Raw genomic sequence first — 12,221 nt, forward strand, 5'->3', positions numbered from 1 at the left:
GGTACAGGCTGTGCCTGTATCCGGCCGGTGATCGGCCGGACGCTGTTGCCATGACGAACGCCACGCACACCACGAACACCACCGGCACCACACCCATCGGCCTGCTCACCGGCAAGGTCCTGTTCATCACCGGCGCCAGCCGCGGCATCGGGGCCGCCGCGGCCCGGCTCTTCGCCTCCGAGGGCGCCGCCGTCGTGCTCGCCGCCCGCGGCACCGACGCCCTCGACCGCGTCGTGCGGGAGATCCGCGCCGACGGCGGCACCGCCGACGCCGTCACCATGGACCTCGCCGACCCGGCGAGCATCCGCGCCGCGGTCGACCACGTCGGGAAGCTGCACGGACGGCTGGACGGCGCCTTCAACAACGGCGCGGCTCCCCAGCGGCAGGTCGGCCCGGTCGAGACCACCAGCGACGAGGACATCGACGAGCAGTTCGCCGTGAACTTCCGTGCGCACTGGACCGCCATGACGGCCGAGGCCGCGCTCATGCGGCGGGGCGGCGGCGGGGCGATCGTCAACACGTCGAGCATCGGCAGCCGCCGCGCGAACCCCGCCCTGCCCGCGTACGGCGCCATGAAGCGCGCGCTCAACAGCCTCACCGAGACCGCGGCGGTGAACTGGGCCGGTGACCGCATCCGCGTCAACGGCATCACCCCCGGGGGCACCTCCACGGAGATGATCGACTCCTGGGAGGCGGCGACTCCGGGCGTCGTCGAGCGGATGACCGCGACGATCCCGCTCGGTCACATGGCCGAGCCCCGGCAGATCGCCGAGGCGGCCGCGTGGCTGCTCAGCGACCGCGCCTCGTACGTGACCGGTGCGATCCTCCCGGTCGACGGCGGAGCCGGCGCCTGAGCGGGGCGGCCCGGCGCCGGGCCGCCCCGGGCCGCTGGAGCTACCGGTGCGCTGCCAGGAACGGCAGGACCACGTCGGCCATCTCCTCGGGCACCTCCTCCGCGAGGTCGTGGCCCGCCTCGAAGACGTGTCCGGTGACGTCGTGGGCCACGAACCGCGCCTGTTCCGCGTTGCGTTCGCCGATGAAGGCGGAGCCGCCGAGCGCCAGGACCGGGATGTCCAGCTTCTTCCGTGCGGCCCGCCGGTTCTGTTCGGCGTCGGTGAGCATCGCCCGGTAGACGGCGAGCATCGCGCGGATGCCGCCGGGCATGGAGTAGCAGCGCACGTACTCCTCGATCGCGTCGGGGGTGGCGGTGTCGGGATGGCTGCGCTCGTTCTTGATCATGTAGGTGATCAGTTCGCGTTCGTGGCCGGCGATCAGCATCTCGGGGACGTCGGGCTGGAAGTAGAAGCCCAGGTGCCACAGGTGCATGCCGCCGGAGACGTTCTCGGAGGTGAGGGCCGTGTGGCCCTCGAAGCCGAAGCCGGGCAACAGTGCCTCGGCGAAGACCAGGGCGGTGGCGTGGTCGCGGTGCCGGGCGGCGAGCTGGTAGCCGACCACCGCCCCCCAGTCCTCGCCGATCACGGCGTAGGTCTCGTGTCCGAGACGGGCCATCAGCTCGGCGATGTCGTCGCTCATGGTGGCGCAGTCGTAGCCGTCCGCCGGGTGGGCGGAGTCGCCGAGGCCGCGCAGATCGGGCACGACGACGGTGTGCCGGGGCGTCAGCCTCGGAACCAGGTGGCGCCAGTGGTAGCCGGTCTTGGGCACGCCGTGCAGCAGCACCACGGCGGGGCCGGACCCGGCCGTCCGGTAGTGCAGGCTCGTTCCGTTGACGGCGGCACGGCCGGTGCGCAGGGGCGCTCCGTCATGGTCGTACATCATGGGACATCCCCATTTCTTGATCGTATGTTACAGAATTGGGCCATGGAAAGGTCCGGCCCGGACCGCGAGGGGCCGTCAGTCGAGGGCGGTCAGCGCGATGTCGACGAGGGGTTCGAGGGCGCGCGGGTCCGGAGTGATCTTCGAGGAGACCAGGAGGCCGTTGAGGAAGGTGACGAGGAAGGCGGCGACCGTGTGCGGGTCGTGCCGCTCGGCGATCTCGCCGCGGTCCCTCGCGGCCCGCAGCACCTCGGTCAGCGCCTCCCGGCTCGCGTCCTGCATGTCGCGCACGGTGCGCCTGGTCGCCGCGTCCTGGGGCAGCCGCTCGCAGACGGCGTTGACGGCCAGGCAGCCCTGGCCGCCGTGCTCGACGGCGATGCGGATCCGCTCCGTGAGCAGCGCGCGGATCGCCGCGCGGGCGTCCGACCCCTCCTCCAGGCCGCGCAGGGCGGCCGCCGCGAGGGTGGTGCGGTAGTGCTCCAGCGCGGCCCGGTACAGGCCGTCCTTGTCGCCGAACGCGGCGTACAGGGACCCCTGTCCGATCCCCAGGTGCTGGGTCAGGTCGCGCACCGAGGTCGCCTCGTAGCCGCGCGTCCAGAACAGCTCCATGGCGCGACGCACCGCCGCCTCGGTGTCGAACTCCCGGGTCCTTGCCATGGCCGCACCGTACCGTATCTGGATCGCCCGATCAAGAAAGGGCGTGGCCGCCGGGACCACGACCACGAACCCGCCCACGGCCCTGCGCGCCCGCGGAAAACCGATTGCCGCCCCCTGACCGGCGCGGCTACGTTCGCGGGGCCGTCGGCGGGCCGGACGCCGGTGCCGTTCCCTCCCCTCCTCAAGGAGACACCTTGCCCGTCCGCATCACCGCGCTGGTCGATCCCGATGGCGGACCGTCCGTCCGCCGCCTGGCATGGCTGGCGTCCGGCGGCGACGGCGCGCCCGTCGGGTCGGCGTTCCTGCGCCTGTTCGCCCGTCCCGGGCAGGACCACCTCGCCGAGCTGGAACTGCACGTGCATCCGGCGGAGCGGCGCAAGGGGACCGGCTCGCTCCTGCTCCGGGCGGCCGTGGCCGCCGCACGCGACGACGGCCGCAGGTGCGTGATCACCCAGGCCGAGGCCGGCTCCGCGGGTGAGGAGTTCCTGGCGGCCCGGGACTTCCGCAAGGTCCTGACCCTGACCTTCACCCGGCTCGCGCTGGCCGACGCGGACATCGGCGCGCTCACCGGGATCATCGAACGCCCGCACCCCGGCTACCGGTTGGCGTCGTGGGACGGCACCGTTCCCGACGAGTCGGCCGACACCTTCGTACGGTCGCGTCGCGCCATGGACGACATGCCGATGGGCAGCACCGACTACGGCACGGTCACCTGGGACCTGGAGCGGATGCGGGACGCCGCGGCGGCCGTGGAGAGGCGGGGCGACCTGCTCCACACCACCGTCGCGATCAGCGAGGCGGACGGTGAGATCGCCGGATTCACCGAGCTGGTCGTCCCCGGCGACGGCAAGGGCGACGCGCAGCACTACGGCACCGGCGTCCTCCCCGAGCACCGCGGACGGGGGCTCGGCCTGTGGATGAAGGCGGCCTCGATCCGGGAGGCCCGTGAGCGGTACCCCGCGCTCGGCGGCCTGCTCGCCGACACCGCCGAGGGCAACGCCTTCATGCGGCACATCAACGACGTGCTCGGCTACACGCCGACGCACACCACGCACGAGTACCAGTTCGACCTGTGAGTTCGGGAGCAGGCATGGACGGCGCTCCCCCGAGGGAACTCGTCTCCCTCGCCGACGACGAGGGCAACAGCGTCACGGTCGACGTGCTGGGACTCAACCCCAGGTGGAGCGCGGGACTCCGTGCCGAGATCGTCGTCCGGACGCCCTTCGTGTCCGGCCGGATCGACCTCGCGCTGTCCGCTCGCCGGCTGACCGAATGGGCCGACGCGCTGGACCGGCTCGACGCGGGCACCGACGCGGCCTGGATGGAGCTGGACAGGGGGCCGTCCCTGTTCGTCCTGCTCGACGGCGAGCGCGGTTGCCCGGAGGTGGTGGTGGAGGACGAGTCCGGGTCCATGGTCACCGTGCGGGTCCCCGTCGTGCCGCCGGACGACTGGATCGCCGACCACCGCCGGGGGCTGCGCCGGGTGACGGAGCACTGGGTTCCACAGCTGTCGGACTGAGGGACGAGCCCGCCGTCAGCGGCTCTCCGCGACGGCCACACGGCTCGACCGGAGTGACGTCCGCACGCGCGTCGGGCTGCCGAGGTCCCGCGCGAGGGTGAGGAGATCGTCGTCGGACACCACCCGCAGGCCGTGCTCCGCGAGCAGCGCGGCCAGCTGCGGGGGCTTCCAGAGCGAGCGCCACGGCTCGCCCGCGGTGATGGAATCGCCGAGCACCCGGGCCAGCAGCTGCCCCACGGCCACCCTCGCCGAGGGCGTCTGGTAGTTCACGACGAGCGTGCTGCCCGGAGCCGTCCGGGCGGCGAGCGCGGCCACCGCGGCGCGGACCTCGTCGCGGGTGAGGTAGGGGACCACGCCCTCCCACAGCCAGGTCGTCGGCGCGGAGGGGTCGTGCCCGGCGGCGTCCAGCGCCGCGCCGAGGTCGTCGACGGCGAAGTCGACCGGCGTGAACCGCACCGAACGGGCGACGGCCGGCGGCTCGGGCGCGGCCTCGGCGAGGCGGGCGCGTTTGTCCTGCTGGGAGGCCGGGTGATCGACCTCCCACACATCCGTCCGCGCCAGTCCGGCCAGCCGCCAGGCCCGGGTGTCCAGACCGGCGCCGAGGATCACGAGCTGGCCGGCCGTACGGGCGCTCAGCGCCTCGTCGATCGCGACCGTCCGTGGCACGACCACCTCGGCGCAGGCCCGCACCCGCTCGTACGCGCCGCGCTCCCGCCAGCCCTTCGGCGGGGTGTTCGCGCGTACCTCGTCCACGGCCGTACGCTCACCGGCGCGCAGCAACCGGGCCGCCACCGGATCCGAGAACCGGTCCGTCCCGGCCCTCCCGTCCGCCGCCGCCCGCCCCTGACAGACCAGCACCGCCGTCCGACTCGCCGCGCGCCCGCTCTCGCTCATGGGGCCAGACTATGCACGGTCGGTCCGTGCCCGGATCCCGACTCCGGTCAGGACGACGAGGGACGCCACCGCCGCGATACGGACGGCATTCCAGGTCACGTGGGCAGCCGTCCCTGGTGCTGTGGCCGGAAAGGCTCACCGGCTCGCGACGAGCTTCCCGGCAAACCTTTCCGGCCACAGCACTGGCGATGACGCTTCGGCGTCGAGGCGCATCGACGTCTCCACGATGGCGACGAGCGGGATTGTGGGCGGCCGCGCACGGCCGCCCACAGGGCCAAGTGCCTTACGGGGTCGTGCAACTCAACGAACCCGCAGGGAGGTTGTTGCCCGATGACGTCGCCGTGAAGCCGAACGTCGTGGTGCCGCCCGCCGGGATGGTGCCGTTGTACGCCGCGTTGCCGACCGTCACCGAGCCGCCCGAGCCCGAGGACAGGACGCCGCTCCACACGCTGCCGATCGTCGTGCCGCTGCCCGGTGTCCAGCCGACGTGCCAGCCGTTGATGGCCGAGTCGCCGTGGTTCATGACCGTGACCGTCGCCTGGAAGCCGCCGCTCCAGGAACTGTCTACGCTGTACGTGGCCATGCAGGAGCCGCTGCCGTTGGTCGGGGGCGGGGTGGTGCCGCCGCCGTCCGGGGGCGGGGTCGTGCTGCCGCTGCCCCGGATGCCCGTCACCTCGCCGTGGCCGCCGTCGAAGACGATGTCGGAGCAGGAGAAGAAGTTCTCGTTGCTGTCCGACCGCACCCACTGGATGAACATCAGCGCGTCGCCCGACCGGCCGGAGGGCAGCGCCTGGTTCCAGTAGTAGTGGCCGCCGTCCGTGCCCGGGGAACCGGACGCCGGCGGGTTGGTGGTGGTCGAGACGAGCTGGAGGTCGGACCAGGCGAGCGGGGTGGTCGGCGACCAGCCCTGCTTGGTGATGTAGACCCGGAAGTCACCCGGGTGCGCCGCCCAGTTGCTGTACTGGAGCTGGATGGTGGAGCCCGAGGTCAGATGCGTCTTCGGCCAGTCGTTGCGGGCCAGGTTGTAGCCGCTGAAGTCGTACGGCGACTTGTTCCCGGCGCTGCAGATGGTGCCGTCCGGCACGTAGCCCTGGCCCCGGCCCGCGGCGTTGGAGTCCAGCACCGCGAACCAGTTGTACAGCGAGGTGGCACCGCTCTGCGCGATGGCCGCCGCACAGGCCGGGTTGGTCGGGTCGACCGCACCGGTGCTGGTGATGGCGTCCTTGTAGCAGAGGTAGGTGCGCGAGCCGGGGAACATGGCGACGCCGTGGGCCGACGCGGATCCCGTACCGAGGAAGACCAGCCCTAACGCGGAGAGCATGGTGGCGACTGCTGCCAGCAGCGCCGACATTCTGCTGCGTCTGATCATGGGGGAGAGGTGACCTTTCGCAGATCGGGGCGGGTGGATGTGTGGCCTGTCGTGAGCGTGGTCATGACAGACTGATCTATGGGAGCGCTCCCACCCTTCGGAGGGTAGGGAGGCGTAAACGATATGTAAACCGTCTGGACTAAGTGGTCTTGGACGGGGCGGAAAACGGCCGGCCCGGGTGGGGCGGCCGAGTCGCCGCCCCACCCGGGCCGTTGGTGTGCCGTCGTGCGGTTACGCCGCCGTACCGCCCGCGTAGTCGCCGGCGAACGTCGTCTCGATGGTCTGCGCGACCGGCTGGGCCACGCCCGTGCCGGTCAGGATGATGCCCAGCTCCCGGTTGTTGGCGAGGGAGTTGCTGCTGATGTTCATGGAGCCGGCCTCGACCTCCTGGGTCGCGAGCCCGTAGTCGGCGACCATCGCCTTGGCGTGGATGTAGAAGCCGTTGGGGTCGGAGTAGCCGACCACCGTGCCGCCCGCGGCCTTGATCGCCGAGACTTCGCTCGCGTAGCTGGCGGGGTCCTCGAGGACGACGCGGACCTTCACGCCCGCCTTGGCGCGGGCCACGATCGCGTTGACGACCGTGCTGTCGCTGAACTCCAGCTCCTGCACGTCGAGCGTCTTGGTCGCCGCGTCGATGAAGGACACCAGCCGGCTGCGCGAGTCGGTGGGGGACCACAGCAGGTGGTCGCCGTCGGTGGGGGTGACGGAGGTGCCGGCGTAGTCCGCGTCGAAGACCTTCTCGATCGCGGCGACATCGCGGGTGTCGTCGGTGAAGACGCCGTAGTCCCGGCTGGTCGAGTAGTACTGCGAGGTCAGATTGCCCGTCAGCACGAGGGACTTGGTGCCGTCCACCGTGATCGTCTTCTGGTGGGTGTAGACGTACGCGGTGGACGACCAGACCACGCCGGCCCCCGCGTTCTTCAGCGCCGTGTACGCCGAGTTGTTCGCGGTCTTGTGCGCCTGGTCCAGGACGACCCGGACGGCGACCCCCTTCTTCTCCAGCGCGACGAGGTCGTTGACGGCCGTCGTGTCCTCCAGCTCGTACATCGTCATGTCGAGCTTGCTGGTGGCCGAGTTGATGAAGTCGTAGATCGTGGGCTGGCCGGTACCGGCCTGGGAGAAGGCGAACGCCGAGTAGCTCGCCGCGTTCGCGGGCACGGCGGCGACGGCGACGGCGGTACCGGCGGCGAGGGCGACGGCGGCGCGGGTGAGGGCCTTCCGCAGCATGGCGCGGCTCCTTTTGGGAGGCAGAGGGTGTGTGTCGGGTGCATGACACCACGCGCGTAGAACGCTGGGGAGGCGTGCGGATCGAGAGATGGCCAGGGGGGCGCAAAAACTCGGTATCGGCGTTCCGGTTTGCCCCTCAATGGGCCGCCGTGGGGCCGACAGTGCGTCGGTAAAGGAGGGGGGTGCGCGGGCGTAGCGTAGAAGGCATGACGAAGTACGGATCCTTCCCCGGTACGCGTCCCCGGCGGCTGCGGACCTCGCCCGTCATGCGGCGGATGGTCGCCGAGACGCGCCTGCACCCCGCCGACCTGATCCTGCCCGCGTTCGTCCGCGAGGGCGTCAGCGAGCCGGTGCCGATCGGGACCATGCCCGGTGTCGTCCAGCACACCCGCGACAGCCTGAAGAAGGCGGCGCTGGACGCCGTGGAGGCCGGGATCTCCGGGATCATGCTGTTCGGCGTGCCGGAGGACGGCAAGAAGGACGGCCGGGGCACGGCCGGGACCGACCCCGACGGCATCCTCCAGGTCGCCCTGCGCGACGTGCGCGCCGAGGTCGGCGACGACCTCCTCGTCATGTCCGACCTGTGCCTGGACGAGTTCACCGACCACGGGCACTGCGGGGTGCTGGACGCCGAGGGCCGCGTCGACAACGACGCCACCCTGGAGCGGTACGCCGAGATGGCCCAGGTGCAGGCCGACGCCGGTGCCCACATCGTCGGCCCCAGCGGGATGATGGACGGTCAGATCGGCGTCGTCCGCGACGCGCTCGACCAGATCGGCCGTGAGGACGTGGCGATCCTCGCCTACACCGCCAAGTACTCCTCCGCCTTCTACGGCCCCTTCCGCGAGGCCGTGGCCTCCTCGCTCCGGGGTGACCGCAAGACGTACCAGCAGGACCCCGCCAACTGGCGCGAGTCCCTGCGGGAGCTGGAGCTGGACCTCGCCGAGGGCGCGGACATGGTGATGGTCAAGCCGGCCGGGCCGTACCTCGACATCCTCGCCCGGGTCGCGGACGCGGTGGACGTCCCCGTCGCCGCGTACCAGATCTCCGGCGAGTACGCGATGATCGAGGCCGCCGCCGAGAAGGGCTGGGTGGACCGGGACCGGGCCATCATGGAGACGCTGACCGGCATCAAGCGGGCCGGCGCGCGCAACATCCTCACGTACTGGGCGACCGAGGTGGCCCGGAAGCTGCGCTAGGGCCTCGTCGCGGAGACCGGCGGCCGGGCCCGGCCGGGGATCACCCCGGACGGGCCCGGCCGCCGTCGTGTCGTGCGTCGTGTCGTCCGTGGTGCCGCCCGTCGGTCGCGGGTGGGCCGGCGTCCGTGCCGCCGTCGCGCCGAGGGGATGGTTGAGGAATCAATTAGTTTCGGGTGCTGTTCACCCGGCATGAAACGCATCGGATTCCTCTCCTTCGGCCACTGGGCCGACAGCCCGCACTCGCGGACCCGCAGCGCCAAGGACACGCTGTTGCAGTCCATCGACCTCGCCGTGGCCGCCGAGGAGCTCGGGGCCGACGGGGCGTACTTCCGCGTGCACCACTTCGCCCGGCAGCTGGGCTCGCCGTTCCCGCTGCTCTCCGCGATCGGCGCGAAGACCTCGCGCATCGAGATCGGCACCGGCGTGATCGACATGCGGTACGAGAACCCCATGTACATGGCCGAGGACGCCGGCGCCGCCGACCTCATCGCCGGCGGACGGCTCCAGCTCGGCGTCAGCCGCGGTTCACCGGAGCAGGTCGTCGACGGCTGGCGGTACTTCGGGTACGCGCCCGGCGAGGGCGAGACCGACGCCGACATGGCCCGCAAGCACACCGAGGTGCTGCTGATGGTGCTCCAGGGCAAGGGCTTCGCCGAGCCGAACCCGCGCCCGATGTTCGCCAACCCGCCGGGGCTGCTGCGCATCGAGCCGCACTCCGAGGGGCTGCGCGACCGCATCTGGTGGGGTGCGGGCTCCAACGCCACCGCCGCCTGGGCCGCCGGGCTCGGCATGAACCTGATGAGCTCGACCGTCAAGGACGACGAGGGCGGCGCGCCGTTCCACGTGCAGCAGGCGGCGCAGATCCGGGCCTTCCGCAAGGCCTGGGCCGAGGCGGGCTGGGAGCGCGAGCCGCGCGTGTCCGTCTCGCGCAGCATCTTCGCCCTCACCGACGACCGCGACCGCGCCTACTTCGGCCGCGACGGCGACAGCAGCGACAGCATCGGCTACCTCGACGCCGACACGCGGGCGATCTTCGGCCGCACCTACGCCGCCGAGCCGGACGCCCTGATCGAGCAGCTGGCCGGGGACGAGGCGATCGCCGAGGCCGACACGCTGCTGCTGACCGTGCCGAACCAACTCGGCGTGGACTACAACAGTCATGTCCTGGAGAACATCCTCACCCATGTCGCGCCGGCCCTCGGCTGGCGCTGACCCCGAACGGCGGGAGCGGCCCGTGAGCAAGATCCTGATCATCGGTGGGACCGGCTACACGGGCGCGAACATCGCCGCGGAGGCCGTGTCGCGGGGCCACCAGGTGGTGTCGTACTCACGGTCGGCGCCCAAGGCCCCGGTCGACGGGGTGACGTACACGCACGGCGCGGCCGAGGACGCCGTACGGCTGGTCCCCGGCCATGACGCGGTGGTGGCGGCCCTGTCGCCGCGCGGCGACCTGGTGGGCCGGCTGCTCGGCCTCTACCAGGAGGTCGCCGCCGCCGCGGACGCCGACGGCGCCCGGCTGATCGTCATCGGCGGTTTCTCCTCGCTGCGCTCCGCCCCGGGTGAGCCCCGGTTCGCCGAAGGGGACGTGCCCGAGCGGTTCCGGTCGGAGGCGCGCGAGATGGACACGGTCCGGGAATGGCTCTCCGGCTCCGCGCCCGCCTCGCTCGACTGGACCCTGGTCTCCCCGGCGGCCGGCTACGGCGCCTGGGCCGCGGGCGAGCGGACCGGGACCTACCGCGTCGGCGGGGACGTCGCGTTCTACGACGACCAGGGCGGGTCGGAGATCTCCGGCGCCGACTTCGCGCTCGCCGTCGTGGACGAGATCGAGCGCGACGCGCATCCCCGCGCGCACATCTCCATCGCCTACTGAACCCCCGCCGGCGCGGACCGGGTCACCAGCTGGAGATGCTCGACAGGTCGCTCTGCCAGTAGGTGACCTCCAGCGAGCTGTCGTAGTACACGCCCTTCGCGGGCAGCGTCGGGTTCGCCGTCGCGCCGCCGTCGCTCTTCGGCGTCTTGCCCTGGAAGTACACGGTCAGCCGGTGGGCCGTCGTGCCGCCGTCGCCGCTGCCGTCGGCGGCGGACAGCCGGACCTCCGCGTAACCCGACTTGCCGGGCGCGAGGGTGGTCACCGCCTGCGGGTGGGTCGACTCGTCCGCCTGCGGCGCCCACTGCATCCCGTCGAAGCGCAGCACCGGGTAGTACGTCAGATCGCAGTACTTCGAACCGGTGTTCGTGACCGTGAGCAGCATGTGATTGAGCGGACGGGACTGGAGCTGCGCGGTGACGCGGGTGTTGGAGCCGTTGCACAGCACGCGGTTGGCGGGGTCCCACGGGTCGGAGGCGCCGCCGGAGCCCGAGCCGGAACCGGTGGAGCCGCGGTGGGTGCCGGTGGAGGACTGCTTGGCGCTCCCGTGCCCGGAGGAGGAGGTGCCGGAACCGGAGCCGGTGCCCTCCTTCGCCCCCGTTCCGTCCTGCCCGCCCTTCGCGTCGGCGGACGGCTGGTTGGCGTTCGGCGTTACCTCGCTCGCGGTCGCCGACGGAGAGTGCTTGGCCGCGCCCTCGTCCTCGGTCCCCGTGCCACCGTCGCACGCCGTGAGGGCGAGGGCGGCGAGGGCGGCGCCGGCGACGGCGAGCAGGGGGGTACGGGTGCGGCGCATACGGGAGTTGAGCATGGCGCTTCTCGATTCCTGGACGTGGAGTGCTTGGATGGCCACAGCCTGCGGGGCGGCTTGTCCCGCCCGCCAGCCCCGGCGGACCATCCGGGACGCTGGAACGGTCAAACGGGCTATGACCTGCAAGAACGTCCCCTCCCTGGAACGGGGGAACGGGACAGGGGAGGGGAAGGACCGTGTCGGGAAGCGCCGGGGGGACCGGATTCGCCGAGCTGCTGCGGGAGTTGAAGAACCGCTCGGGACACAGCTACGGCATGCTCGCCAAACGGCTCCACATGAGTACGTCCACGCTGCACCGCTACTGCAACGGCGATGCGGTACCGGCCGACTACGCCCCCGTGGAGCGGATGGCCCGGCTGTGCGGGGCGACGGCCGGGGAACTCGTCGCGCTGCACCGGAGCTGGGTGCTGGCGGATGCGCGGCGGGGGCAGAAGGGGGCTGCCGGTGACGGTGTGACCGCCGAGGTCGCTGAGCCCGGAGGGGCAGCAGAGGCCTCTGAGGCGGAAGGGACAGCAGAGGCGGTGGCCGGGGAGGCCGGTCCGGAACCGGTACCCGCCCCCGCCTCCGCGCCGGAACCGGAACCGGCACCGGAGTCCACGGCCGCCGAGACGGCCGGGACGGCCGCGGCGGGCGGTCCGGCGGTGGAGCCGGGCCCCGTCACGCCCGCTCCCCGCGCCCGCCGCCGTCGCCCCGCCCTCCTGGCGGCCGTGGCCGGTGCCGCCGTACTCGGTGCCGTGGCGCTCGCGCTGGTCGTGCCCGGAGGGGAGAAGGACGACGAGGGCAAGGGCGCCGATCCGGCCGGGGTCGCCGCGTCGGACCGGGCGCCGGCGACCGGTGCCGCTCCGGGCCGTCCCCGGGGCAGTCGCTCACCCTCCGCCTCGCCGTCCACGCGGCATCCCTCCGCCTCC

At 72.3% G+C, this 12,221-nt stretch carries 13 protein-coding genes; 7 read left to right on the forward strand and 6 right to left on the reverse strand.

Annotation, left to right across the window (positions count from 1 at the left end; all coding sequences use genetic code 11):
- The first annotated feature begins 50 nt into the window (after window positions 1–50).
- A complete protein-coding gene (locus FRZ03_RS22420) occupies window positions 51–854 on the forward strand; it encodes an SDR family NAD(P)-dependent oxidoreductase (protein WP_146466946.1) in 804 nt (267 codons plus the stop codon).
- A 40-nt stretch (window positions 855–894) separates the two neighbouring features.
- Here FRZ03_RS22420 and FRZ03_RS22425 read toward each other — a convergent pair whose 3' ends face one another.
- Window positions 895–1,776, reverse strand: coding sequence for an alpha/beta fold hydrolase (locus FRZ03_RS22425; RefSeq protein WP_186785560.1), 882 nt, complete (start codon window positions 1,774–1,776; stop codon window positions 895–897).
- A gap of 75 nt (window positions 1,777–1,851) precedes the next feature.
- Complete coding sequence (locus tag FRZ03_RS22430) at window positions 1,852–2,430, reverse strand: TetR/AcrR family transcriptional regulator (protein ID WP_146466947.1); 579 nt, start codon at window positions 2,428–2,430, stop codon at window positions 1,852–1,854.
- Window positions 2,431–2,624: 194 nt separating this feature from the next.
- Here FRZ03_RS22430 and FRZ03_RS22435 point away from each other — a divergent pair, with 194 nt between their 5' ends.
- Window positions 2,625–3,506, forward strand: a complete 882-nt coding sequence (locus tag FRZ03_RS22435; RefSeq protein ID WP_146466948.1) for a GNAT family N-acetyltransferase — start codon at window positions 2,625–2,627, stop codon at window positions 3,504–3,506.
- Window positions 3,507–3,520: 14 nt separating this feature from the next.
- Window positions 3,521–3,949, forward strand: coding sequence for a DUF5959 family protein (locus FRZ03_RS22440; protein ID WP_146466949.1), 429 nt, complete (start codon window positions 3,521–3,523; stop codon window positions 3,947–3,949).
- A gap of 15 nt (window positions 3,950–3,964) precedes the next feature.
- Here FRZ03_RS22440 and FRZ03_RS22445 read toward each other — a convergent pair whose 3' ends face one another.
- From FRZ03_RS22445 to FRZ03_RS22455, 3 genes are all read right to left on the reverse strand, one after another.
- Entirely contained in the window at window positions 3,965–4,843 is an 879-nt protein-coding gene (locus tag FRZ03_RS22445) for a class I SAM-dependent methyltransferase (RefSeq protein ID WP_146466950.1), read from the reverse strand.
- A 283-nt stretch (window positions 4,844–5,126) separates the two neighbouring features.
- Window positions 5,127–6,212: a lytic polysaccharide monooxygenase auxiliary activity family 9 protein gene (locus FRZ03_RS22450; protein WP_146466951.1), complete on the reverse strand. Its 1,086-nt coding sequence runs from the start codon at window positions 6,210–6,212 to the stop codon at window positions 5,127–5,129.
- A 231-nt stretch (window positions 6,213–6,443) separates the two neighbouring features.
- Window positions 6,444–7,439, reverse strand: coding sequence for a phospholipase D-like domain-containing protein (locus FRZ03_RS22455; protein ID WP_146466952.1), 996 nt, complete (start codon window positions 7,437–7,439; stop codon window positions 6,444–6,446).
- A gap of 206 nt (window positions 7,440–7,645) precedes the next feature.
- On the opposite strand from FRZ03_RS22455, the gene hemB reads away from it, so the two are divergent.
- The 3 genes from hemB (at window position 7,646) to FRZ03_RS22470 (ending at window position 10,508) form a co-directional block, all read left to right on the forward strand.
- Entirely contained in the window at window positions 7,646–8,638 is a 993-nt protein-coding gene (gene hemB, locus FRZ03_RS22460) for a porphobilinogen synthase (protein ID WP_146466953.1), read from the forward strand.
- 189 nt (window positions 8,639–8,827) lie between these two features.
- Window positions 8,828–9,850, forward strand: a complete 1,023-nt coding sequence (locus FRZ03_RS22465; RefSeq protein WP_146466954.1) for an LLM class flavin-dependent oxidoreductase — start codon at window positions 8,828–8,830, stop codon at window positions 9,848–9,850.
- Window positions 9,851–9,872: 22 nt separating this feature from the next.
- On the forward strand, window positions 9,873–10,508 hold the full coding sequence (locus FRZ03_RS22470) for an NAD(P)-dependent oxidoreductase (protein ID WP_146466955.1): 636 nt from the start codon (window positions 9,873–9,875) through the stop codon (window positions 10,506–10,508).
- 22 nt (window positions 10,509–10,530) lie between these two features.
- Here the strand turns inward: FRZ03_RS22470 and FRZ03_RS22475 are convergent, their stop codons facing one another.
- A complete protein-coding gene (locus FRZ03_RS22475) occupies window positions 10,531–11,313 on the reverse strand; it encodes a DUF4232 domain-containing protein (protein ID WP_398660897.1) in 783 nt (260 codons plus the stop codon).
- 176 nt (window positions 11,314–11,489) lie between these two features.
- On the opposite strand from FRZ03_RS22475, the gene FRZ03_RS22480 reads away from it, so the two are divergent.
- Window positions 11,490–12,221: helix-turn-helix domain-containing protein (locus FRZ03_RS22480; protein WP_146466956.1), on the forward strand; the 732-nt coding region annotated here is incomplete at its 3' end.

This window comes from Streptomyces misionensis (genome assembly GCF_007896895.1).
Lineage (GTDB): Bacteria > Actinomycetota > Actinomycetes > Streptomycetales > Streptomycetaceae > Streptomyces > Streptomyces misionensis_A.

What these genes read in the sequence shown, in the direction of transcription:
- hemB (WP_146466953.1), top strand. Translation starts at nt 7,646, where the DNA reads ATGACGAAGTACGGATCCTTCCCCGGTACGCGTCCCCGGCGGCTGCGG.
- FRZ03_RS22420 (WP_146466946.1), top strand. Translation starts at nt 51, where the DNA reads ATGACGAACGCCACGCACACCACGAACACCACCGGCACCACACCCATC.
- FRZ03_RS22445 (WP_146466950.1), bottom strand. Translation starts at nt 4,843, where the DNA reads ATGAGCGAGAGCGGGCGCGCGGCGAGTCGGACGGCGGTGCTGGTCTGT.
- FRZ03_RS22465 (WP_146466954.1), top strand. Translation starts at nt 8,828, where the DNA reads ATGAAACGCATCGGATTCCTCTCCTTCGGCCACTGGGCCGACAGCCCG.
- FRZ03_RS22475 (WP_398660897.1), bottom strand. Translation starts at nt 11,313, where the DNA reads ATGCTCAACTCCCGTATGCGCCGCACCCGTACCCCCCTGCTCGCCGTC.
- FRZ03_RS22425 (WP_186785560.1), bottom strand. Translation starts at nt 1,776, where the DNA reads ATGATGTACGACCATGACGGAGCGCCCCTGCGCACCGGCCGTGCCGCC.
- FRZ03_RS22450 (WP_146466951.1), bottom strand. Translation starts at nt 6,212, where the DNA reads ATGATCAGACGCAGCAGAATGTCGGCGCTGCTGGCAGCAGTCGCCACC.
- FRZ03_RS22430 (WP_146466947.1), bottom strand. Translation starts at nt 2,430, where the DNA reads ATGGCAAGGACCCGGGAGTTCGACACCGAGGCGGCGGTGCGTCGCGCC.
- FRZ03_RS22440 (WP_146466949.1), top strand. Translation starts at nt 3,521, where the DNA reads ATGGACGGCGCTCCCCCGAGGGAACTCGTCTCCCTCGCCGACGACGAG.
- FRZ03_RS22455 (WP_146466952.1), bottom strand. Translation starts at nt 7,439, where the DNA reads ATGCTGCGGAAGGCCCTCACCCGCGCCGCCGTCGCCCTCGCCGCCGGT.